The 20380-nt window shown below is 72.0% G+C and carries 22 protein-coding genes and 1 pseudogene; 21 read left to right on the forward strand and 2 right to left on the reverse strand.

What is annotated here, in order from left to right; translation table 11 throughout:
* Positions 1-54: 54 nt before the first annotated feature.
* The gene (gene ffh / locus IE108_RS24455; protein WP_064730037.1) at positions 55-1605 is read left to right on the forward strand and encodes a signal recognition particle protein; all 1551 of its coding nucleotides are present in this window, start codon (positions 55-57) and stop codon (positions 1603-1605) included.
* A 104-nt stretch (positions 1606-1709) separates the two neighbouring features.
* Here ffh and IE108_RS24460 read toward each other — a convergent pair whose 3' ends face one another.
* Entirely contained in the window at positions 1710-2597 is an 888-nt protein-coding gene (locus tag IE108_RS24460; protein WP_079163676.1) for a class I SAM-dependent methyltransferase, read from the reverse strand.
* 669 nt (positions 2598-3266) lie between these two features.
* Here IE108_RS24460 and IE108_RS24465 point away from each other — a divergent pair.
* The 17 genes and pseudogenes from IE108_RS24465 (at position 3267) to IE108_RS24545 (ending at position 16463) form a co-directional block, all read left to right on the forward strand.
* The gene (locus tag IE108_RS24465) at positions 3267-3863 is read left to right on the forward strand and encodes a hypothetical protein (RefSeq protein ID WP_064730039.1); all 597 of its coding nucleotides are present in this window, start codon (positions 3267-3269) and stop codon (positions 3861-3863) included.
* A gap of 255 nt (positions 3864-4118) precedes the next feature.
* On the forward strand, positions 4119-4538 hold the full coding sequence (gene rpsP / locus IE108_RS24470; protein ID WP_064730040.1) for a 30S ribosomal protein S16: 420 nt from the start codon (positions 4119-4121) through the stop codon (positions 4536-4538).
* Between the two features lie 2 nt (positions 4539-4540).
* On the forward strand, positions 4541-4780 hold the full coding sequence (locus IE108_RS24475) for an RNA-binding protein (protein ID WP_003973401.1): 240 nt from the start codon (positions 4541-4543) through the stop codon (positions 4778-4780).
* A 132-nt stretch (positions 4781-4912) separates the two neighbouring features.
* Positions 4913-5476, forward strand: coding sequence for a ribosome maturation factor RimM (gene rimM, locus IE108_RS24480; protein WP_064730041.1), 564 nt, complete (start codon positions 4913-4915; stop codon positions 5474-5476).
* On the forward strand, positions 5476-6309 hold the full coding sequence (gene trmD / locus IE108_RS24485; protein WP_064730042.1) for a tRNA (guanosine(37)-N1)-methyltransferase TrmD: 834 nt from the start codon (positions 5476-5478) through the stop codon (positions 6307-6309). The genes rimM and trmD overlap by 1 nt, the downstream gene beginning before the upstream one ends.
* Positions 6310-6445: 136 nt before the next feature.
* A complete protein-coding gene (gene rplS, locus IE108_RS24490; protein WP_016432403.1) occupies positions 6446-6796 on the forward strand; it encodes a 50S ribosomal protein L19 in 351 nt (116 codons plus the stop codon).
* A gap of 44 nt (positions 6797-6840) precedes the next feature.
* The gene (gene lepB, locus IE108_RS24495; RefSeq protein ID WP_064730043.1) at positions 6841-7593 is read left to right on the forward strand and encodes a signal peptidase I; all 753 of its coding nucleotides are present in this window, start codon (positions 6841-6843) and stop codon (positions 7591-7593) included.
* A pseudogene (lepB, locus tag IE108_RS24500) lies at positions 7586-8668 on the forward strand (signal peptidase I); the annotation flags it as partial. The gene lepB (IE108_RS24495) and the pseudogene lepB (IE108_RS24500), both read left to right, overlap by 8 nt.
* The gene (lepB, locus tag IE108_RS24505) at positions 8559-9545 is read left to right on the forward strand and encodes a signal peptidase I (RefSeq protein ID WP_064730044.1); all 987 of its coding nucleotides are present in this window, start codon (positions 8559-8561) and stop codon (positions 9543-9545) included. The pseudogene lepB (IE108_RS24500) and the gene lepB (IE108_RS24505), both read left to right, overlap by 110 nt.
* A gap of 98 nt (positions 9546-9643) precedes the next feature.
* Positions 9644-10417, forward strand: coding sequence for a signal peptidase I (lepB, locus tag IE108_RS24510; protein WP_064730045.1), 774 nt, complete (start codon positions 9644-9646; stop codon positions 10415-10417).
* Complete coding sequence (locus IE108_RS24515; RefSeq protein ID WP_064730046.1) at positions 10407-10937, forward strand: NUDIX hydrolase; 531 nt, start codon at positions 10407-10409, stop codon at positions 10935-10937. Before lepB (IE108_RS24510) ends, IE108_RS24515 begins: the two co-directional genes overlap by 11 nt.
* 57 nt (positions 10938-10994) lie before the next feature.
* Positions 10995-11303 (forward strand): DUF2469 domain-containing protein, encoded by a 309-nt coding sequence (locus IE108_RS24520; RefSeq protein WP_003965949.1) that lies wholly within the window; start codon positions 10995-10997, stop codon positions 11301-11303.
* A gap of 88 nt (positions 11304-11391) precedes the next feature.
* Positions 11392-11754, forward strand: a complete 363-nt coding sequence (locus IE108_RS24525; RefSeq protein WP_064730047.1) for a YraN family protein — start codon at positions 11392-11394, stop codon at positions 11752-11754.
* Positions 11754-13379, forward strand: a complete 1626-nt coding sequence (locus IE108_RS24530; RefSeq protein WP_064730048.1) for a YifB family Mg chelatase-like AAA ATPase — start codon at positions 11754-11756, stop codon at positions 13377-13379. The genes IE108_RS24525 and IE108_RS24530 overlap by 1 nt, the downstream gene beginning before the upstream one ends.
* 86 nt (positions 13380-13465) lie before the next feature.
* The gene (gene dprA, locus IE108_RS24535) at positions 13466-14653 is read left to right on the forward strand and encodes a DNA-processing protein DprA (RefSeq protein ID WP_064731983.1); all 1188 of its coding nucleotides are present in this window, start codon (positions 13466-13468) and stop codon (positions 14651-14653) included.
* 281 nt (positions 14654-14934) lie between these two features.
* Positions 14935-15777 carry an RNA polymerase sigma factor WhiG gene (gene whiG, locus IE108_RS24540; protein WP_064730049.1) on the forward strand — a complete coding sequence of 281 codons (843 nt, stop codon included), beginning with the start codon at positions 14935-14937 and terminating at the stop codon, positions 15775-15777.
* Positions 15778-15905: 128 nt separating this feature from the next.
* Entirely contained in the window at positions 15906-16463 is a 558-nt protein-coding gene (locus tag IE108_RS24545; protein ID WP_064730050.1) for a TetR/AcrR family transcriptional regulator, read from the forward strand.
* A 1-nt stretch (position 16464) separates the two neighbouring features.
* On the opposite strand, the gene IE108_RS24550 is transcribed toward IE108_RS24545, so the two are convergent.
* On the reverse strand, positions 16465-17118 hold the full coding sequence (locus tag IE108_RS24550) for a murein hydrolase activator EnvC family protein (protein WP_373297041.1): 654 nt from the start codon (positions 17116-17118) through the stop codon (positions 16465-16467).
* A 288-nt stretch (positions 17119-17406) separates the two neighbouring features.
* Between IE108_RS24550 and rpsB the strand changes: the two genes are divergently transcribed.
* The 3 genes from rpsB to pyrH all read left to right on the forward strand — a co-directional run bounded on the left by rpsB (position 17407) and on the right by pyrH (position 20236).
* Entirely contained in the window at positions 17407-18330 is a 924-nt protein-coding gene (gene rpsB, locus IE108_RS24555) for a 30S ribosomal protein S2 (protein ID WP_064730051.1), read from the forward strand.
* A gap of 95 nt (positions 18331-18425) precedes the next feature.
* Positions 18426-19271 carry a translation elongation factor Ts gene (tsf, locus tag IE108_RS24560; protein WP_064730052.1) on the forward strand — a complete coding sequence of 282 codons (846 nt, stop codon included), beginning with the start codon at positions 18426-18428 and terminating at the stop codon, positions 19269-19271.
* A 206-nt stretch (positions 19272-19477) separates the two neighbouring features.
* Positions 19478-20236, forward strand: coding sequence for a UMP kinase (gene pyrH / locus IE108_RS24565; protein WP_064730053.1), 759 nt, complete (start codon positions 19478-19480; stop codon positions 20234-20236).
* The last annotated feature ends 144 nt before the right edge of the window (positions 20237-20380 follow it).

Consider the following 20380-nt stretch of genomic DNA (forward strand, 5'->3'; position numbering starts at 1 on the left):
AGATACCCTGGAAGACGCTCCAATCCGCCCCCGACTCCGAGGACCGACGCCACCGTGTTCGATACCCTCTCCGACCGCCTCAGCGCGACTTTCAAAAATCTCCGCGGCAAGGGCAGGTTGTCCGAGGCGGACATCGACGCCACGGCCCGCGAGATCCGCATCGCGCTCCTCGAGGCCGACGTCGCCCTGCCCGTGGTGCGCGCGTTCATCAAGAGCGTCAAGGAACGCTCCCTGGGCGCCGAGGTCTCCAAGGCGCTCAACCCCGCCCAGCAGGTCCTCAAGATCGTCAACGAGGAACTGGTCGGCATCCTCGGCGGTGAGACCCGCCGCCTGCGCTTCGCCAAGCAGCCGCCGACCGTGATCATGCTGGCCGGTCTCCAGGGTGCCGGTAAGACCACCCTCGCGGGCAAGCTGGGCCGCTGGCTCAAGGAGCAGGGCCACTCGCCGCTCCTGGTCGCCTGCGACCTCCAGCGCCCCAACGCCGTCAACCAGCTCAGCGTCGTCGCCGAGCGCGCCGGCGTCGCGGTCTACGCGCCCGAGCCGGGCAACGGGGTGGGCGATCCGGTCAAGGTCGCCAAGGACTCCATCGAGTTCGCCAAGTCCAAGGTCCACGACCTGGTCATCGTCGACACCGCCGGCCGCCTGGGCATCGACCAGGAGCTGATGCGGCAGGCCGCGGACATCCGCGACGCCGTCTCGCCCGACGAGATCCTCTTCGTCGTCGACGCCATGATCGGCCAGGACGCCGTCAACACCGCCGAGGCCTTCCGCGACGGCGTGGGCTTCGACGGCGTGGTGCTCTCCAAGCTGGACGGCGACGCCCGAGGCGGCGCGGCCCTGTCGATCGCCTCGGTGACCGGCAAGCCGATCATGTTCGCGTCCAACGGCGAGAAGCTGGAGGACTTCGACGCCTTCCACCCCGACCGGATGGCCTCCCGCATCCTCGACATGGGTGACCTGCTCACCCTGATCGAGCAGGCGGAGAAGACGTTCAGTCAGGAAGAGGCCGAGAAGATGGCCTCCAAGCTGGCGTCCAAGAAGGGCCAGGACTTCACCCTGGACGACTTCCTGGCCCAGATGGAGCAGGTCCGGAAGATGGGCTCCATCTCCAAGCTGCTCGGCATGCTGCCGGGCATGGGCCAGATCAAGGACCAGATCAACAACCTCGACGAACGCGACGTCGACCGCACGGCCGCCATCATCAAGTCGATGACCCCGGCCGAGCGCCAGGAGCCGACGATCATCAACGGCTCGCGCCGCGCCCGCATCGCCAAGGGCTCCGGCGTCGACGTCAGCGCGGTGAAGGGCCTGGTCGAGCGGTTCTTCGAGGCCCGCAAGATGATGTCCCGGATGGCCCAGGGCGGCGGAATGCCGGGGATGCCCGGAATCCCGGGCATGGGCGGCGGCCCCGGCCGGCAGAAGAAGCAGCAGAAGAAGGCCAAGGGCAAGCAGCGCTCCGGCAACCCGATGAAGCGCAAGCAGCAGGAGCAGGAGGAGGCCGCCCGCCGCGCGGCCGCCGCGCAGAACGGGGGCGCGCTCGGACTGCCGCAGCAGGGCGCCCAGGACTTCGAGCTGCCCGACGAGTTCAAGAAGTTCATGGGCTGACGACCCGGTCGGTTCCTACGGCGCCGGGGCGCCCCCGCGGAAAGGGGGCGCCCCGGCGCCGTACCCGCGCCCGGGGATCGCGCCTAGCCGGCCGGAGCCGGTCCCTACGGGACCCGTGCGACCAGGTAGCGGAAGACGTTGGGCATCCACACGGTCCCGTCCGGGCGCCGGTGCGGATGCAGGGCCTCCGCCAGCTCCTTGTCGACCTGCTCCGGGTCGGTGGCCGCGATCGCCGCGTCGAACAGCCCGGTCGACAGCAGACCGCGCGCCGCGCTCTCGACGTCCGCGTAGCCGAACGGGCAGGCCACCCGCCCCGAGCCGTCCGGCCTCAGCCCGGCCCGCTGGGCCACCTCCTCCAGGTCGTCCCGGAGCGCCGGGCGCCAGCTGCCCGCACCGCGCAGCGGGTCCGCCAGCTTGGTGGCCACCCGCAGCACCGAGGTCGTGGCGCAGCGCTCCGGCGGGCCCCAGCCCGCCAGCACCACCGCGGCCCCGCGCCCGGCGAGCGGCGTGGCCGCGGCGAGCAGTTCGCGCAGGCCCTCCGCGTCGCCGTCCAGGCACCCGATCGGCTCGAAGGCGGTCACCAGGGTGAACGCCGGCGCCGTCGGGTCCGCCGCGGCGGCGGGCGGTCCCTCGACGACCCGCGCCGCCCGGACGTGGGCGGCGGCCGGCCGGACCCCGCCGGGTTCCGGCGCCTCGGCCGCCGCGGGCAGCAGCCGCTGCCGTGCGAGGTCCAGGAGCTCCGGAGAGCGGGTGTCGACACCGGTCACCGAGGCGCCGCGCGAGGCGGCCATCAGCAGGGCGAGCCCGGAGCCGCAGCCCAGGCCCAGCATCCGGGTGCCGCCGCCCACGTCCAGCCGCTCGAAGACGGCTTCGTAGAGCGGTACGAGCATCCTCTCCTGTATCTCGGACCAGTCACGCGCACGTGCACGCAGGTCCACGGGAGACGCCGTCCCCGTGTGAGATGAGTGCTGCCGTACGAGCGTAGGTGTCATAGGAAAGCGCCCCAATCGCCGAGTGTTGCCGCTGTGCCCGATTCCTTGGCCCCCGTGCAGTGCGCTCGCACTCCCCCCGTATGCCAGGAAACTCCGGGCTCGCCGCGGCGTCCAGTGGTAGAGGGGGCCGGTTTGCCCGATCCCCGCCCGCGTGGCGAGATTTCACTTCCCGGCAACGTCGGCCGACCGCGCGGTACTCGCGGTAGCCCCCCGCCGGCACCTCGACCGGATGGCCGGATCGGAACGGTCGGGCCGTGGCGGCGGGTGCCGTCGGTGCGGAGGGCGCGCTTCCGGCCAAGGTCGGCCAGGTCCGGGGGCGGCCCGCCGGGCGCCGGAGCGTGCCGGGCCGGGGCGGTTCCGCACACCGTGAGTCCACCGGGTAACGTCGGCCCCGTCAGTACGTCCGCCCGGCGGCGCCGCCCGGGCAGGACGGCGGCCGAAACGGCCCTTGCGCCCGGTGGCACCCCGCGCCCCCGGAGCGTGGACGACCGCTACGCGCCGGGGCGTACGTCGGACTACGCACCAGCTTGGTACGAGCTGTGAGGCTTCTCCGCAGATCAGCGCACCCGCCCTCGTCGGGACGCATCAGCGGCAACTGACTGGTACGTGCAAATTATTTGGGATGCCCCGGAATAGGAACACAGCGGCACTCCGGCTCGTTGTCATTACGTGAGCACGACACCACCTGTTCTCGCCGCAGAGCTGGCGCAGGCGTGGGCCGACATTCAGCGGTACCACCCCGAGCTGCCCGATCTTGCCGCGCCCGAGTCCCTGATCGGAGAGTCGTCGTCCGCCTGCGGGCACGAGCTCTCCTTCGAGCGACTGCTCCATGAGGCAGTCCACGGCATCGCAGCCGCGCGCGGAGTACGCGACACCTCCCGCGCGGGGCGCTACCACAACCGTCGATTCCTGGCGATCGCAGAGGAGTTGGGCCTCGACCACCCCGAGGAGCCGCATCCCAGCAGCGGCTTCTCGCTGGTCACGCTCACCCCCGAGGCGAAGCGCCGCTACCGCCCGACGACCGAACGCCTCCAGCGCGCGCTGAAGGCTCACACCGCCGCCACCGCCACCGACTCGGCCCGCAGCTTCCGCGGTCCGGCCGCCCGCCACGGCTCCTCCGGGGGAGGGGTGCGCGTGAAGGCCGTCTGCGACTGCGGGCGCAACGTGCGCGTCGTCCCGTCCGTGCTGGCCCAGGCTCCGATCATGTGCGGCGGCTGCGGCAAGCCGTTCCGCATCCCGGAGGTGGTCGGCGCCGGAGTGGGGTGACGGTCCGGCTGCTCGTGGCAGCCGGAACCGGGCCGGATTCCGTCGCCGGACCCGCCCCCTCGGACCGCGGGGTGCCCCCGGTGCCCTCGGTCCGAGGGGTCTGTCCGCGTGTGGCACAATGGCAAGCTGTACTCGACAGTCGCACAGGACCCCTCTCTCCTCCGGCTGACGCGTCCATCGGGCACTCGGGTACCGCAACCCCACGCGGCTCTCTCGCCGTGCCCCATCACGTCAAAACCAGGAGAACCCACTCCCGTGGCAGTCAAGATCAAGCTGAAGCGTCTGGGCAAGATCCGTTCGCCTCACTACCGCATCGTCGTCGCCGACTCCCGTACCCGCCGTGACGGCCGGGCCATCGAGGAGATCGGCAAGTACCACCCGACGTACAACCCGTCGGTGATGGAGGTCGACGCCGAGCGTGTCGCCTACTGGCTCGGTGTCGGCGCTCAGCCGACCGAGCCCGTGCTCGCCATCCTGAAGAAGACCGGCGACTGGCAGAAGTTCAAGGGCGAGCCCGCCCCGGCCCCGCTGCTCCAGCCGTCCGAGAAGGCGGCCCGCCCGTCCTTCGAGGCGATCGGTGGCGAGGACGAGGGCAAGGGTGAGGCGATCACCCAGAAGAAGAAGGCCGAGAAGAAGGACGAGGCTCCGGCCGAGTCCGAGTCGACCGAGGCCTGAGCATGCTCGAGGAGGCTCTCGAGCACCTCGTGAAGGGCATCGTCGACAACCCCGACGACGTGCAGGTGGCCTCGCGCAACCTGCGTCGCGGGCGCGTGCTCGAGGTCCGGGTGCACCCCGACGACCTCGGCAAGGTGATCGGCCGCAACGGCCGTACCGCACGCGCCCTGCGCACCGTCGTGGGCGCCATCGGCGGTCGCGGTGTCCGCGTCGACCTCGTCGACGTGGACCACGTCCGCTGACGAAGGATCGCAGCACCGGCTCGGGCCGGGGACCGGCCACGCGGCCGTCCCCGGCCCGCAGTCGTACGAGGCCCCGCACGGGGCCGTGAGCCCCGCACGGCTCGTCGCAGTTCCGACAGGAGATCAAGCACAGTGCAGCTGGTAGTCGCTCGCATCGGCCGCGCCCACGGCATCAAGGGCGAGGTCACCGTCGAGGTCCGCACCGACGAGCCGGAGCTGCGGCTCGGCCCCGGCGCCGTCCTCGCCACCGACCCCGCCGCCACCGGACCGCTGACCATCGAGACCGGCCGGGTGCACAGCGGCCGCCTCCTGCTGCGCTTCGCGGGCGTCCACGACCGCACCGGCGCCGAGGCCCTGCGCAACACCCTGCTGATCGCCGACGTCGACCCCGACGAGCGCCCCGAGGACGAGGACGAGTACTACGACCACCAGCTCGTCGACCTCGACGTGGTGACCGCCGACGGCACTCCGGTCGGCCGGATCACCGAGATCTCCCACCTGCCCACCCAGGACCTGTTCGTGGTGGAGCGCCCCGACGGCGGCGAGGTCTACGTGCCGTTCGTGTCGGAGATCGTCACGGAGATCGACCTCGACGAGCAGCGTGCCGTCATCGACCCCCCGCCGGGTCTGATCGACGACCGCGCGGAGATCGCCTCCGCGCGGGACGCCGGGAACGCACCGGAGGACGGCGCGTAATGCGGCTCGACGTCGTCACGATCTTCCCCGAGTACCTGGAACCCCTGAACGTCTCCCTCGTCGGCAAGGCACGCGCGCGCGGACAGCTCGGCGTCCACGTCCACGACCTGCGCGAGTGGACCTACGACCGGCACAACACGGTCGACGACACCCCCTACGGCGGCGGCCCCGGCATGGTCATGAAGACCGAGCCGTGGGGCGACGCGCTGGACTCCGTCCTGGCCGACGGCTACGAGGCCGGCGCCGGCGAGCCCGCCCTCGTCGTGCCCACACCCAGCGGCCGGCCCTTCACCCAGGAACTCGCCGTCCACCTCTCCGAGCGGCCCTGGCTGATCTTCACCCCCGCCCGCTACGAGGGCATCGACCGCCGCGTGGTCGACGAGTACGCGACCAGGATGCCCGTGTACGAGGTGTCCATCGGCGACTACGTCCTGGCCGGCGGCGAGGCGGCCGTCCTGGTCGTCACCGAGGCCGTGGCCCGGCTGCTGCCCGGCGTCCTCGGCAACGCCGAGTCCCACCGGGACGACTCCTTCGCCCCCGGCGCCATGGCGAACCTCCTGGAGGGCCCCGTCCACACCAAGCCCCCGCACTGGCGCGGGCGCGGCATCCCGGACGTCCTCCTCAGCGGCCACCACGGCAGGATCGCCCGCTGGCGCCGGGACGAGGCGCTGCGCCGGACCTCGGCCAACCGGCCGGACCTGATCGAGCGGTGCGACCCCGGGGCCTTCGACAAGAAGGACCGCGAGATGCTCTCCATCCTGGGCTGGGCGCCCGACCCGGAAGGGGAGCCGTACGGCCGATTTTGGCGCAGGACCCCGGGCATGGAACAATAGGCCGCTGTTGTGCGTCCGTCCGGAGCGCGCCCCTGCCACAGGGGGACACGACGCCCGTCCCGACCCGCACGACTCTCAATCCGAAACACCTAGTTTCCGTTGATGACCTGTGGCATCAGCGAGGAAAGCAGACGAAATGTCTCACCTGCTCGACTCCGTCGACGCCGCGTCGCTGCGCAGCGACGTCCCCGCCTTCCGCCCGGGCGACACCGTCAACGTCCACGTCCGCGTCATCGAGGGCAACCGCTCCCGTGTGCAGCAGTTCAAGGGCGTGGTGATCCGCCGCCAGGGTGCCGGCGTGCGCGAGACCTTCACGGTCCGCAAGGTCTCCTTCTCCGTCGGCGTCGAGCGCACCTTCCCGGTGCACACCCCGATCGTGGAGAAGATCGAGCTCGTCACCCGCGGTGACGTCCGCCGCGCCAAGCTGTACTACCTGCGTGAGCTCCGCGGCAAGGCCGCGAAGATCAAGGAGAAGCGCGAGAGCTGAGCGCCCGAGAGGTCCGCGCCGGGGCCGGATAGCATCTGGCCCCGATGGACACCGAAGCACAGCACACGGAGCGCGACCGCTCCTCCCGCCCTTCCGACTCCGAGCAGCCCTCGGATCCGGAGGGCCCGGAGGAACGGTCGCGTTCCGCGTTCGCGGGGCGGATCGCGGCCTGGGTGCCCGGCGGCCGGATCACCCTCACCCTGCTGACGCTGCTGCTGTTCCTGCTGCTGCTCAGCACCTTCGTCCTGCGGCCGTTCCAGATTCCGAGCGGATCCATGGAGCGCGGATTGAGGATCGGCGACCGGGTTCTCGTAAACAAGTTGGCGTACCGTTTCGACCGGCGGCCGCAGCGGGGCGACGTCGTGGTCTTCGACGGCACGGGCCTCTTCGGGGCCGGCGACTACATCAAACGCGTCGTCGGTGTGGGCGGAGACCATGTGGTGTGCTGCGACAGGGAGGGGAGGGTGCGGGTGAACGGCCAGTCGGTCGACGAGTCGGAGTTCCTGTACCCCGGTGACCGCCCGTCGACGGTGCGCTTCGACGTCGACGTCCCCGACGGCACCCTCTTCGTCCTCGGCGACCACCGGTCCGGTTCCAGCGACTCCCGCGACCACCTGGGCTCGCCGGGCGGCGGCATGGTGCCGGTGGACAGGGTGATCGGCCGCGCCGACTGGATCGTCTGGCCCTTCGCCCACGCCACCCGACTCGACCGTCCCGACGCCTACGCGCGCGTGCCGGACGGCGACGCGGACACGGGGACCGGAGACGCGCAACGGCCCGCGGGCGCCGATGGGTAGCCGCGGCAAGCCGCGCGGAGCGCCCAGCAGCCCCGCCGAGAACCTGCTGCCCACCGGCTCCAGGCGCACCTCCGCGCCCTCCGGCGGCCGCTCCCGCGCCGAGCGGCGCAAACTCCAGCGCAAGGTGAAACGGCGTCGCAGGCGCGGCGCCGTCAAGGAGATACCGCTCCTCGTCGGCGTCGCCGTCCTCATAGCGCTGGTGCTCAAGACCTTCCTCGTGCAGGCCTTCGTGATCCCGTCGGGCTCCATGGAGCAGACCATTCGGATCGGCGACCGGGTCCTGGTGGACAAGCTCACCCCCTGGTTCGGCTCCGAGCCGCAGCGCGGGGACGTCGTGGTCTTCCGGGATCCGGGCGGCTGGCTGGCGGGCGAACAGACCACCAAGAAGGACGACCCCGTCGTCGTCAAGCAGGTCAAGGAAGGCCTGGCCTTCATCGGCCTGCTGCCGTCCGACGACGAGAAGGACCTCATCAAGCGGGTCGTCGGCGTGGGCGGGGACAAGGTCAAGTGCTGCGACACCCAGGGGCGCGTCACCGTCAACGGCGTCCCCCTGGACGAGGACTACCTGTACCCGGGCGACACCCCGTCCCGGACGCCGTTCGACGTCACCGTCCCCGAGGGGCGGCTGTGGGTGATGGGCGACCACCGCTCCAACTCCGCGGACTCGCGCGCCCACCAGGACACCGACTTCGGCACGGTCTCCGAGGACGAGGTGGTCGGACGCGCCATGGTGATCGCGTGGCCGTTCGGTCACTGGACCACCCTGGACGAGCCCGAGACGTACGCGTCCGTCACCGACTCGGCCCCGGGTGCGACCGCCGCTCCCGGCCAGTCGCATAGGGTTGCCCCCTACGATCCGAACGCGATGATTCAACTCCCGACCCCTGCGGAACTCCCGCTCGTTATGGGAGTGGTGGGCCTGCGCCGTATACGGGGCGGGCGGCGGCAGAGAGTAAGGAGTTGGCGTGGGGGATGTGGCGGTTGGCGCACGGTCCGGACACGACGGCGAGGAGAACCGCGGACGCCCCGAGGAGACGGCCGGCCCGGTCCCGTTCGGCGGCCACGACTCCGGTCACGGCTCCGGAACCGAGGACGGCAGGGTGACGAACGAACACAACGGGACGCAGGACGAGGGCGTGGGCGGGACACCCCCCACGCCACACCGCGAGACCAAGAAACCGCGCTCCTTCTGGAAGGAACTGCCGATCCTCATCGGCATCGCGCTGGTGCTCGCGCTGCTGATCAAGACGTTCCTGGTGCAGGCCTTCTCGATCCCGTCCTCCTCGATGGAGAACACGCTCCAGATCAATGACCGGGTACTGGTCGACAAGCTGACGCCCTGGTTCGGCTCCGAGCCGGAGCGCGGCGAGGTCGTCGTCTTCCACGACCCGGACGACTGGCTGGCGGGCGAGCCGACGCCCGACCCGAACGCGCTCCAGACGGTGCTGAGCTGGATCGGCCTGATGCCCTCCGCCGAGGAGAAGGACCTGATCAAGCGGGTCATCGGCGTCGGCGGCGACACGGTCGAGTGCAACAAGACCGGCCCGCTCACGGTCAACGGCAAGGCGCTCAACGAGCCGTACGTCTACCCCGGCAACACGCCGTGCACCGACGACGACCAGGGCGGCCGGTTCAAGGTCAAGGTGCCCGAGGGCTACATCTGGGTCATGGGCGACCACCGGCAGAACTCCCGCGACTCCCGCTACAACCAGGCCGACAAGCACGGCGGCATGGTCCCGGTGAAGGAGGTCGTCGGCCGTGCGGTCGTGGTCGCCTGGCCGATGAACCGCTGGAGCACTCTGCCGGTGCCCGACACCTTCGACCAGGACGGCCTCCAGGCGGGCTCCCCGGCCGCCGCGGCGCTGTCGGTCGCGCCCCAGGGGCTCGCCGTCGCCGGCGTCCTCCCGGTCGTCTGGTGGCGCCGTCGGCGACGCTCCGCCGGGACCCGCTGACGCACCCCGCCGGCCCGTCCGCTCCACACGACAGCCCCCTTCCCGGCCTCGGGAGGGGGGCTGCCCCGTCGGGGTACCGCCGGGTAAGGTGCGGCTCCATGGGTGGCGAGAGCACGACACGTACGGCCCCGCGCGGGGGAGCGAAGCAGGGCCCGGCGGGCAGCCGGACCGGGCAGCGGCTGTCCGGCCTCGCGGTGGCACTGGGCATGGTGCTGTTCCTGGGCGGGTTCGCCTGGGGCGCCGTGGTCTACCGGCCCTACACCGTGCCGACCAGTTCGATGGCGCCGACCATCGGAGTCGGTGACCGGGTGCTCGCCGAGCGCATCGACGGGACCGACGTCCGCCGCGGGGACGTCGTCGTCTTCAAGGACACGGCCTGGGCCAACGCCCCTATGGTCAAGCGGGTCGTCGCCGTCGGCGGGGACACCGTCTCCTGCTGCCGGGAGGGGAAGCTCACGGTCAACGGCAAGGAGATCGACGAGCCGTACCTGCCCGCCGGCACCCCGGCCGAGATCATGGACTTCCAGACCGTGAACGTGCCCGAGGGCCGCCTGTTCCTGCTGGGCGACGAGCGCGACAACTCGGTGGACTCCACCGCCCACCTCACCGACGCGGCCCGCGGCACCGTCTCGAACGGCGCCGTGGACGCCCGCGTCGACGCCGTGGTCTGGCCCATGAACGGCATGCTGGAGCGGCCGACGGGCTTCCGCACGCTGGGCGGGCTCTCCTCGCCGGGTCCGCTCACGCCGGTGCTCGTCCTGGTGATCGCGGGGGCCGTGCTGATCCTGGGCGGCGCGGCGTACGGTCCCGTCGCCAAGCGGGCCGCGGGCTCGCGTGCCGGACGTACGGCGGAGCCGGCCGATGGGCGCTGAGGCGACCCCGGCGGGGCAGGACACCTACGAGGGCGGCCTGCGCAGGGTCGCGCGGGTCGTGCTGCTCGACCCCGACGACCGCATCCTCCTGCTGCACGGCCACGAACCGGACGATCCGGCCGACGACTGGTGGTTCACGCCGGGCGGTGGCGTGGAGGGCGACGAGACCCGCGAGGAGGCCGCCCGGCGGGAGCTGCTGGAGGAGACCGGCATCACCGACGTCGAACTCGGCCCGGTGCTGTGGCGGCGCAGGTGCTCCTTCCCCTTCGCGGGCCGCCGCTGGGACCAGGACGAGTGGTACTACCTGGCCCGCACCGGGCGGAGGGCGGCCGGGACCGTGGGCGCCGGCCTGACCGAGCTGGAGCGGCGCAGCGTCGCGGGAGCGCGCTGGTGGACGTGTCGGGAACTGGCCGGGGCACGTGAGACGGTGTATCCGACCAGACTCGCCGGGTTGCTGCGCACGCTGCTCGACGAGGGTCCCCCGGCCGGGCCGGTGACCCTGGACACGGAAATCGTCTAGCGGCGCACGGCACTGGCGCACAATGGGGGGACCCGCACGGCTGAAGGGGAACATGCCATGAGCGCCGAGGACCTCGAGAAGTACGAGACCGAGATGGAGCTCAAGCTCTACCGGGAGTACCGCGATGTCGTCGGTCTGTTCAAATACGTGATCGAGACCGAGCGGCGTTTCTACCTCACCAACGACTACGAGATGCAGGTGCACTCGGTCCAGGGCGAGGTGTTCTTCGAGGTCTCCATGGCCGATGCCTGGGTGTGGGACATGTACCGGCCGGCTCGCTTCGTGAAGCAGGTGCGGGTGTTGACGTTCAAGGACGTGAACATCGAGGAGCTGAACAAGAGCGACCTGGAGCTTCCGGGCGGGTGACGGAGTTTTCCACAACCGGTGAGTAATGCACCGTGAGTGACGGCATCGCTGCGTCTGCGTGATCGTTGGCGCCGGAGGTGGTGCCGACATGAACGCACGAGGTGCGATGGGCAGGTACGGCGAGACCCTCGCCGCCCGCAGGCTGACCGGAGCCGGCATGACGGTCCTGGAGCGAAACTGGCGCTGCGGCAGGACCGGTGAGATCGACATCGTGGCCCGGGACGGGGAGGTCCTGGTCGTCTGCGAGGTCAAGACCCGCAGGGGCGGCACGTTCGAGCATCCGATGGCCGCGGTGACCCCCGAGAAGGCGGACCGGCTGCGGCGGCTCGCCGAGCGCTGGATCCAGACCCACGGCGGAGCCCCGCCCGGCGGTGTGCGCATCGACCTCGTCGGCGTGCTCCTCCCGCAGCGCGGCGCCCCGGTGGTCGAGCACGCCCGGGGGGTGGCGTGATGGGCTTCGCGCGCACGTGCTCCGTGGCGCTCGTCGGGGTCGAGGGCGTGGTGGTCGAGGTCCAGGCCGACCTCGAACCGGGCGTGGCCGCCTTCACGCTGGTGGGACTCCCCGACAAGAGCCTCACCGAGAGCCGGGACCGGGTGCGGGCGGCGGTGGTGAACTCGGGCGCCGAGTGGCCGCAGAAGAAGCTGACGGTGGGACTGAGCCCCGCGTCGGTGCCGAAGAGCGGCAGCGGCTTCGACCTGGCCGTCGCCGCGGCCGTCCTCGGTGCGGCGGAGCGGATCGACCCGAGGGTGCTGCCCGACATCGTCATGATCGGGGAGCTGGGCCTGGACGGTCGGGTGCGGCCGGTGCGCGGCATCCTGCCGGCGGTCCTGGCCGCGGCGGAGGCGGGCTACGAGCAGGTGGTCGTGCCCGAGTGCGCCGCGGCCGAGGCGTCCCTGGTGCCCGGGGTGTCGGTGCTCGGCGTGCGCAGTCTGCGCCAGCTGATCGCCGTCCTCGCCGACGAACCGGTGCCGGAGGAGGAGCAGGACCAGCCGGGCCGGCCCGACCCGCTCCTGGCCGGCCTGCGCATGCCCGGCACGGGCGCCGCCACCGGCATGCACAGCACCGGCGCGGCCCAGCACGACCAGGGCCACGATCTCGCCGACGTGGTGGGCCAGGAGTCGGCGCGCACGGCGGTGGAGGTCGCCGCGGCCGGCGGCCACCACCTGTTCCTGGAGGGACCGCCCGGCGCCGGTAAGACCATGCTCGCCGAGCGGCTGCCCGCCATCCTGCCCCGGCTCACCCGGCCGGAGTCCCTGGAGGTCACGGCCGTGCACTCGGTCGCGGGCCTGCTGCCGCCCGGCAAGCCGCTGATCGACGTGGCCCCCTACTGCGCCCCGCACCACTCCGCCACCATGCAGGCCCTCGTCGGGGGCGGCCCCGGCATCGCGCGGCCCGGCGCGGTCTCGCTGGCGCACCGGGGGGTCCTGTTTTTGGACGAGACCCCCGAGTTCGGCAGCCATGTGCTGGACGCCCTGCGGCAGCCGCTGGAGGCCGGGCACGTCGTCATCGCGCGCAGTGCGGGCGTGGTGCGCTTCCCGGCCCGGTTCCTGATGGTGCTCGCGGCCAACCCGTGCCCGTGCGGCCGCTTCTCGCAGCGGGAGGACCTGTGCGAGTGTCCGCCCTCGGCGGTCCGCCGGTACCAGGCCAGGCTCTCCGGACCGCTGCTCGACCGGGTCGACCTCCGCGTCGAGGTGGACCGGGTCACCCGCGGCCAGCTCACCGGGGGAGGGGCCCGCGGTGACGCCACCGCGACGGTCGCCGACCGGGTGGCGGCCGCGCGGGCCCGGGCGACCGCACGGCTCACCGGGACGCCGTGGCGGTCCAACAGCGAGGTGCCGGGCCGCGAGCTGCGCAGCCGTTGGCACGCGGCACCCGGCGCCCTGGACGAGGCCGAGCGCAGCCTGGAACGCGGTGTGCTCACCGCACGCGGCCTCGACCGCGTCCTCCGCGTCGCCTGGACCGTCGCCGACCTCGTCGGCCGCGACCGGCCCGACGCGAGGGACGTCGCCCTGGCGCTCCAGTTGCGCACCGGCGTGCCGCGAGGCGTTCCGATGGCTCTGGGAGCACTGACGTGAGCGGGCGCGAGGCGGTGACGGGCGGCGGGGGCACGGGCCGGGACGGCGCGGGCGCAGGAGCGGGTGCGGACGGGCCGGGCGCCTCGGTGGACCCGGAGACCTCGCCTGCCGGACCGGACCGGGAGCACCCCGAGGACGCCGGTCTGCTCGGCCTGGTCTTCCTCACCCGTGTCATCGAACCCGGCGACGAGACCGGCGGGCGGTGGGTGCGTGAGCGCGGGGCCGCGGAGGTGGTGCGGCGGCTGCGCGAGGGCGCTCGTGCCCTGCCGGGGGTGAGCGCGAAACGCTGGGCGGGGCTGTGCGCCCGGGCGGCCGTCGCCGACCCCCGCCGGGACCTGGCCGTCGCCCGTGCCGCCGGAGTGCGGTTCGTGGCCCCGGGCACCGCCGAGTGGCCGGGCCAGCTCGACGACCTCGGGGACGCGAGGCCGCTCGGGCTCTGGGTGCGCGGCGGGCCGAGCCTGCGCATGTGGGCGCTGCGCTCGGTGGCCGTGGTCGGCGCCCGGGCCTGCACCGAGTACGGGGCCCACATGGCGACCACCCTCGCCGCCGGCCTCGCCGAGCGGGGCTGGGTCGTGGTGTCCGGCGGCGCCTACGGGGTCGACGGCGCCGCCCACCGGGGCGCCCTCGGGGCCGGGGGAGCCACCGCCGCCGTCCTCGCCTGCGGCGTCGACCGGCCCTACCCGCCCGGGCACACCGGCCTGATCAACAGGATCGCCGAGCAGGGGCTGGTCGTCGGCGAACTGCCACCCGGTGATCATCCGACACCGAGCAGGTTCATCCTGCGCAACCGCGTGATCGCCGCGCTGACCCGGGGCACCGTCGTCGTCGAGGCCGCATATCGCAGCGGTTCCCTGGTCACCGCCCGCGCCGCGCAGCGCCTGGGCCGGCACACCATGGGCGTGCCGGGGCCGGCCACCAGCGCGCTCTCCGCCGGCGTCCACGAACTGCTGCGCGGCGACGCCGTGCTCGTCGGTGACGCCGCCGAAGTCGTCGAACTGGTCGGGGACATGGGGGAGCTGTCCCCGGAGCGGCGCGGACCGGTCCTGCCCACCGACCTCCTGGAGTCCCGGACCCGTCACGTGCTGGCCGCCCTGCCCGCCCGGGGCACGGTCACGGCCACCGAGGCGGCACGCCGGGCGCAGACCACCGGGGACGACGCGATCGCGAGACTGTACGAGCTTCGAGCACTTGGTTACGTCGAACGACACGGCGACGGCTGGAAGTTGACACGCCAGGCGATGATCTCGGTCCGCGGTGGCCGCGGCCCCTGTTGACGCACCGTGTTCGGCCGTCCGGGGGAACCCCGACGCCCGTGGGAAATCGGGCAGTTGAGGTATTCGAGTGATGACGCAGAGCGATCATCGTCCCCCCTGTAGAGCGTTCAGCGGAACGTATCTGCGCACGGTGGCGACCCACTCCTTCGCACAACGCGACGGTCCAGTCACGCTACGCTCACGAGGACCATTCAAGGACGGCCGGCCACCGGTGACCATCCGGACACCGGACCGGCGGCCTCAGGCGCACCAGATCACGGCAGAACGGCACAAGGCGACGAATGCCCCAGCACACCTCCGGGTCCGACCGGGCGGCGGTCCCCCCGGCCGCCCGCGACGGCGGCAGCGTGCGACCGTCCGCCCCCTCGACGCTCGACGAGCTGTGGCGGTCGTACAAGGCGACGGGGGACGAGCGGCTGCGGGAACAGCTGATCCTGCACTACTCGCCCCTGGTGAAGTACGTGGCGGGCCGGGTCAGCGTGGGGCTGCCGCCCAACGTCGAACAGGCCGACTTCGTCTCCTCCGGGGTGTTCGGGCTGATCGACGCCATCGAGAAGTTCGACGTCGACCGCGAGATCAAGTTCGAGACGTACGCGATCACCCGCATCCGCGGCGCGATGATCGACGAACTGCGGGCGCTGGACTGGATCCCCCGCTCCGTGCGCCAGAAGGCGCGCAACGTCGAGCGCGCCTACGCCACCCTGGAGGCGCGCCTGCGCCGCACCCCCTCCGAGGGCGAGGTGGCCGCCGAGATGGGGATCGCGGTCGAGGACCTGCACGCGGTGTTCAGCCAGTTGTCGCTGGCCAACGTGGTCGCCCTGGAGGAGCTGCTGCACGCGGGCGGCGAGGGCGGCGACCGGCTCAGCCTCATGGACACCCTGGAGGACACCGCCGCCGACAACCCGGTGGAGGTCGCCGAGGACCGCGAACTGCGCCGGCTGCTGGCCCGGGCGATCAACACCCTTCCCGACCGGGAGAAGACCGTCGTCACGCTCTACTACTACGAAGGCCTCACCCTCGCCGAGATCGGCAACGTGCTGGGCGTGACCGAGAGCCGGGTCAGCCAGATCCACACGAAGTCGGTGCTGCAGCTGCGCGCCAAGCTGGCGGGATTCGGCCGCTGACCTGGCCCTACGGGCCTCCGTGGTCCCCGATGCCGCCCCGCTCGGCGGGCTCCGGGCCGGGTGGCCGACTCCCGCGCGGGGGGCCGCGTCCGTAAAGTGGGGGCGTGCCAAGGATTCGAGCGGCCTCCGTGGCCGAGCACCGGTCGATGCAGCGTGCCGCCCTGCTGGACGCGGCACGCTCCCTGCTGTCCGACGGCGGGACGGAGGCGCTGACCTTCCCCGCCCTCGCCGAACGGACGGGCCTGGCCCGGTCGTCGGTCTACGAGTACTTCCGGTCGCGTGCGGCCGTCGTCGAGGAGCTGTGCGCCGTCGACTTCCCGGTCTGGGCGGCCGAGGTGGAGGCGGCCATGGAGCGCGAGACGGCGCCCGAGGCCAAGGTCGAGGCCTACGTCCGCAAGCAGCTCGACCTGGTCGGGGACCGACGGCACCGGGCCGTCGTGGCCATCTCCGCCGGCGAACTGGACGACGGCGCCAGGGAGAAGATCCGGGCGGCGCACGGCGGACTCATCGCCATGATCGTCGAGGCGCTCGGGGAGATGGGGCACGGGCAGCCGAGGCTCGCCGCGATGCTGCTGCAGGGGGTCGTGGACGCGGCCGTGCGGCGGATCGAGCTGGGCGCCGCGGAGGAGCCCGGGGCCGTCACCGAGGCGGCGGTCTCCATGGCGCTGCGGGGAGTCCGCGGCTGACCTACGGCTGCTCTCCCGGCATTGCGGGGAGTCCGCGGCTGATCCACGACTGCTCTCCCGGCAGGACGCCGGGGTGCTCGGCGGGCAGCGGCACCCCCAGGACCGGCAGCAGTCGCGACGGCCCGGAGTCCAGCAGCCAGGGCGGGAGCAGGGAGAGCGGGTCCAGATAGACCTCGCCCCGCCGCAGGCCCCAGTGCAGGCAGGACGCGCAGTGCGAGGCCGCCGGCGCGACCGCGCCCAGCACGTCGCCCGCCGCCACCTCGTCGCCCTCGGAGACCGAGGCCGCGACCGGCTCGTACGTGGTGCGCAGGGGCGGATCACCCGTGTCCGCGAGCTCGACCGAGACGACGCCCCGGCCCGCCACCCGCCCCGCGAAGGACACCCGCCCCGCCGCCACCGCCCGCACGGGAGCCCCGTCGGCCGCGGCGAGGTCCACACCCCGGTGACCGGGGCCGTAGGCATGGGCCGGGGGTTCCCACCCCCGCCGGACCGCCGGCCGGGTGCCCACCGGCCACCACCTGGCCACGGCCGGCACCGTCGGATCCGGACCCCGTCCCACGGCCACCGACGCCACCACGGGCACGGACCGCGCGGCGCCGGACGGTGCCGGGGCCAGGACGGCCGACAGCAGCACCACCCACGTACAGACACTCACCCATCGCCTCGCTCGCATGCGAGAACCGTCCCGCACGGCGGCGGACTCCGTGCGTGCCTGTGGACCGCCGCCCGGTTGTGGACAGCCGCGTCACCCGGTACCCCGCGGGTCCCGTACACTTCTGGTGGCGATCCGGGTCACCGGGTCGACTTCGCACGCCCCGACACGAGGCCTTCGCAGGCCCGTGTCAGCGCCCCTCGGTCCCTTGCGGCACGGCGCACAGCGGGCGTCAGGCGCGCAGGCCGTCCGGTCGGCGCGGCACAACCGAGAAAATCAAGGAGAACGGCCATGGCCGTCGTCACGATGCGGGAGCTGCTGGAAAGCGGCGTCCACTTCGGTCACCAGACCCGTCGCTGGAACCCGAAGATGAAGCGCTTCATCTTCACCGAGCGCAACGGCATCTACATCATCGACCTGCTCCAGTCGCTGTCGTACATCGACCGCGCCTACGAGTTCGTCAAGGAGACCGTCGCCCACGGCGGCACGGTCATGTTCGTCGGCACGAAGAAGCAGGCGCAGGAGGCCATCGCCGAGCAGGCGACCCGCGTCGGCATGCCCTACGTGAACCAGCGCTGGCTGGGCGGCATGCTCACCAACTTCTCGACCGTCTACAAGCGCCTGCAGCGCCTGAAGGAGCTCGAGCAGATCGACTTCGAGGACGTGGCCGCCTCCGGCCTCACCAAGAAGGAGCTGCTCGTCCTCTCCCGCGAGAAGGCCAAGCTGGAGAAGACCCTCGGCGGTATCCGCGAGATGTCCAAGGTGCCCAGCGCCGTCTGGATCGTGGACACCAAGAAGGAGCACATCGCGGTCGGTGAGGCCCGGAAGCTCAACATCCCGGTCGTCGCCATCCTCGACACCAACTGCGACCCCGACGAGGTCGACTACAAGATCCCGGGCAACGACGACGCGATCCGCTCCGTCACCCTGCTCACCCGCGTGATCGCCGACGCCGTCGCCGAGGGCCTCATCGCCCGTTCCGGCGTCAACGCCGGTGCCAAGGGTGAGAAGGCCGCCGGCGAGCCGCTCGCCGAGTGGGAGCGCGACCTGCTCGAGGGCGAGAAGAAGGACGAGGCCGTCGAGGCCGCCGCCGAGGCGCCCGCCCCCGACGCCAAGGTCTCCGAGGCCGTCGAGGAGGCCGCCACCGAGGTGGCCGCCGACGCCGACGCCGACAAGCCCGCCGAGGCCCCGGCCGCGGACGCCGAGCAGGCCTGACCCCTCACCACCTTCGGGTTCTGGACGGCGGGGGCCCACGAAGCCCCCGCCGTCCGGCCCGTAGATCTTCGGACTTCGAGAGAGATTCCTGAATCATGGCGAACTACACCGCCGCCGACGTCAAGAAGCTTCGTGAGCTCACCGGCGCCGGCATGATGGACTGCAAGAAGGCGCTGGACGAGGCCGAGGGCAACGTCGAGAAGGCCGTCGAGGCGCTCCGCATCAAGGGCCAGAAGGGCGTCGCCAAGCGCGAGGGCCGCTCCGCCGAGAACGGTGCCGTCGTCTCGATCATCGCCGACGACAACACCTCCGGTGTCCTGGTCGAGCTGAAGTGCGAGACGGACTTCGTCGCCAAGGGTGACAAGTTCCAGAACGTCGCCAAGGCCATCGCCGAGCACATCGCCAAGGCCGCCCCGGCGGACCTGGAGGCCCTGCTCGCCTCCGAGATCGAGGCCGGCAAGACCGTCCAGGCGTATGTGGACGAGGCCAACGCCAACCTCGGCGAGAAGATCGTCCTGGACCGCTTCGCGCAGTTCTCCGGCGGCTTCGTGACCGCGTACATGCACCGCACGATGCCCGACCTGCCCCCGCAGATCGGTGTCCTCGTCGAGCTGGACAAGCAGACCGACGAGGCCGCTGCGATCGCCAAGGGCGTCGCCCAGCACATCGCCGCCTTCGCGCCGAAGTACCTCTCCAAGGAGGACGTCCCGGCCGAGGTCGTCGAGTCCGAGCGCCGCGTCGCCGAGGAGACCACCCGCGCCGAGGGCAAGCCCGAGGCCGCGCTGCCGAAGATCGTCGAGGGTCGCCTCAACGGCTTCTTCAAGGACGCGACCCTGCTGGGCCAGCCCTACGCCCTGGACAACAAGAAGTCCGTCCAGAAGGTGCTGGACGAGGCCGGTGTCACCCTGAAGCGCTTCTCGCGCATCAAGGTCGGCATCTGAGTCCGTACCGCGACGGACGCTCGACCCCGGTAGGGTCGACAGCAGTCGTCGGCGTCGTTCGCGCAGGCCGTGGCGCACGCGCGCGTGGCGGCGGACGACAGCAGATCTGACGAGGAGGCCATTGCCGCGTATGGGATGCGAAACACGCCCCCACCGGCAGTGGCCTTCTTCGTGTGTGTGACCCACGTAAAAGAGGCGAGATCTCCATGACCACCAAGGCCGAGAAGAGCGACGACGGCAAAGTACGCGGCCGCTTCATGCTGAAGCTGTCCGGAGAGGCCTTCTCCGGCGGTGGCGGCCTGGGCGTCGACCCCGACGTGGTACACGCCATCGCCCGCGAGATCGCGGCCGTCGTGCGGGACGGCGCCGAGATCGCCGTCGTCATCGGCGGCGGCAACTTCTTCCGCGGCGCCGAACTCCAGGTGCGCGGCATGGACCGCGCCCGCTCCGACTACATGGGCATGCTCGGCACCGTGATGAACTGCCTGGCCCTCCAGGACTTCCTGGAGAAGGAGGGCGTCGACTGCCGCGTGCAGACCGCCATCACCATGGGCCAGGTCGCCGAGCCGTACATCCCGCTGCGCGCCGTGCGCCACCTGGAGAAGGGCCGCGTGGTCATCTTCGGTGCCGGGATGGGCATGCCCTACTTCTCCACCGACACCACCGCCGCCCAGCGCGCCCTGGAGATCGACGCCGAGGCGCTGCTCATGGGCAAGAACGGCGTGGACGGGGTCTACGACTCCGACCCGAAGACCAACCCGGACGCCGTGAAGTTCGACGCGCTCGGGTACGGCGAGGTCATCACCCGCGACCTGAAGGTCGCCGACGCCACGGCCGTCACGCTCTGCCGCGACAACAGCCTCCCGATCGTGGTCTTCGAGCTGCTGAAGGAGGGCAATATCGCCCGCGCCGTCAAGGGTGAGAAGATCGGCACGCTTGTGGGTGACCAAGGCACCCGGGACTGACCGGAGAACACCCCCCGTCCGCGGACGCCACCTGTCCGGGGGACGGACGGGACGGGACCGGGCCGGGGGATGGACAATGGTCCGCCGGTCGGGAACCGTGCAGGAAGAACGCGACGCAGCCGGCCGCAGCCCCGACGGGGAACG

Origin of the sequence: Streptomyces parvulus (genome assembly GCF_014648855.1) — a bacterium.
Classification (GTDB): domain Bacteria; phylum Actinomycetota; class Actinomycetes; order Streptomycetales; family Streptomycetaceae; genus Streptomyces; species Streptomyces parvulus.

Excerpts from the sequence above, each read along its gene's own strand:
- IE108_RS24460 (WP_079163676.1), bottom strand. The coding sequence starts at position 2,597 with ATGACACCTACGCTCGTACGGCAGCACTCATCTCACACGGGGACGGCG.
- IE108_RS24475 (WP_003973401.1), top strand. The coding sequence starts at position 4,541 with ATGCTCGAGGAGGCTCTCGAGCACCTCGTGAAGGGCATCGTCGACAAC.
- trmD (WP_064730042.1), top strand. The coding sequence starts at position 5,476 with ATGCGGCTCGACGTCGTCACGATCTTCCCCGAGTACCTGGAACCCCTG.
- rplS (WP_016432403.1), top strand. The coding sequence starts at position 6,446 with ATGTCTCACCTGCTCGACTCCGTCGACGCCGCGTCGCTGCGCAGCGAC.
- lepB (WP_064730043.1), top strand. The coding sequence starts at position 6,841 with ATGGACACCGAAGCACAGCACACGGAGCGCGACCGCTCCTCCCGCCCT.
- lepB (WP_064730045.1), top strand. The coding sequence starts at position 9,644 with ATGGGTGGCGAGAGCACGACACGTACGGCCCCGCGCGGGGGAGCGAAG.
- IE108_RS24515 (WP_064730046.1), top strand. The coding sequence starts at position 10,407 with ATGGGCGCTGAGGCGACCCCGGCGGGGCAGGACACCTACGAGGGCGGC.
- IE108_RS24520 (WP_003965949.1), top strand. The coding sequence starts at position 10,995 with ATGAGCGCCGAGGACCTCGAGAAGTACGAGACCGAGATGGAGCTCAAG.
- IE108_RS24525 (WP_064730047.1), top strand. The coding sequence starts at position 11,392 with ATGAACGCACGAGGTGCGATGGGCAGGTACGGCGAGACCCTCGCCGCC.
- IE108_RS24530 (WP_064730048.1), top strand. The coding sequence starts at position 11,754 with ATGGGCTTCGCGCGCACGTGCTCCGTGGCGCTCGTCGGGGTCGAGGGC.
- whiG (WP_064730049.1), top strand. The coding sequence starts at position 14,935 with ATGCCCCAGCACACCTCCGGGTCCGACCGGGCGGCGGTCCCCCCGGCC.
- rpsB (WP_064730051.1), top strand. The coding sequence starts at position 17,407 with ATGGCCGTCGTCACGATGCGGGAGCTGCTGGAAAGCGGCGTCCACTTC.
- tsf (WP_064730052.1), top strand. The coding sequence starts at position 18,426 with ATGGCGAACTACACCGCCGCCGACGTCAAGAAGCTTCGTGAGCTCACC.
- pyrH (WP_064730053.1), top strand. The coding sequence starts at position 19,478 with ATGACCACCAAGGCCGAGAAGAGCGACGACGGCAAAGTACGCGGCCGC.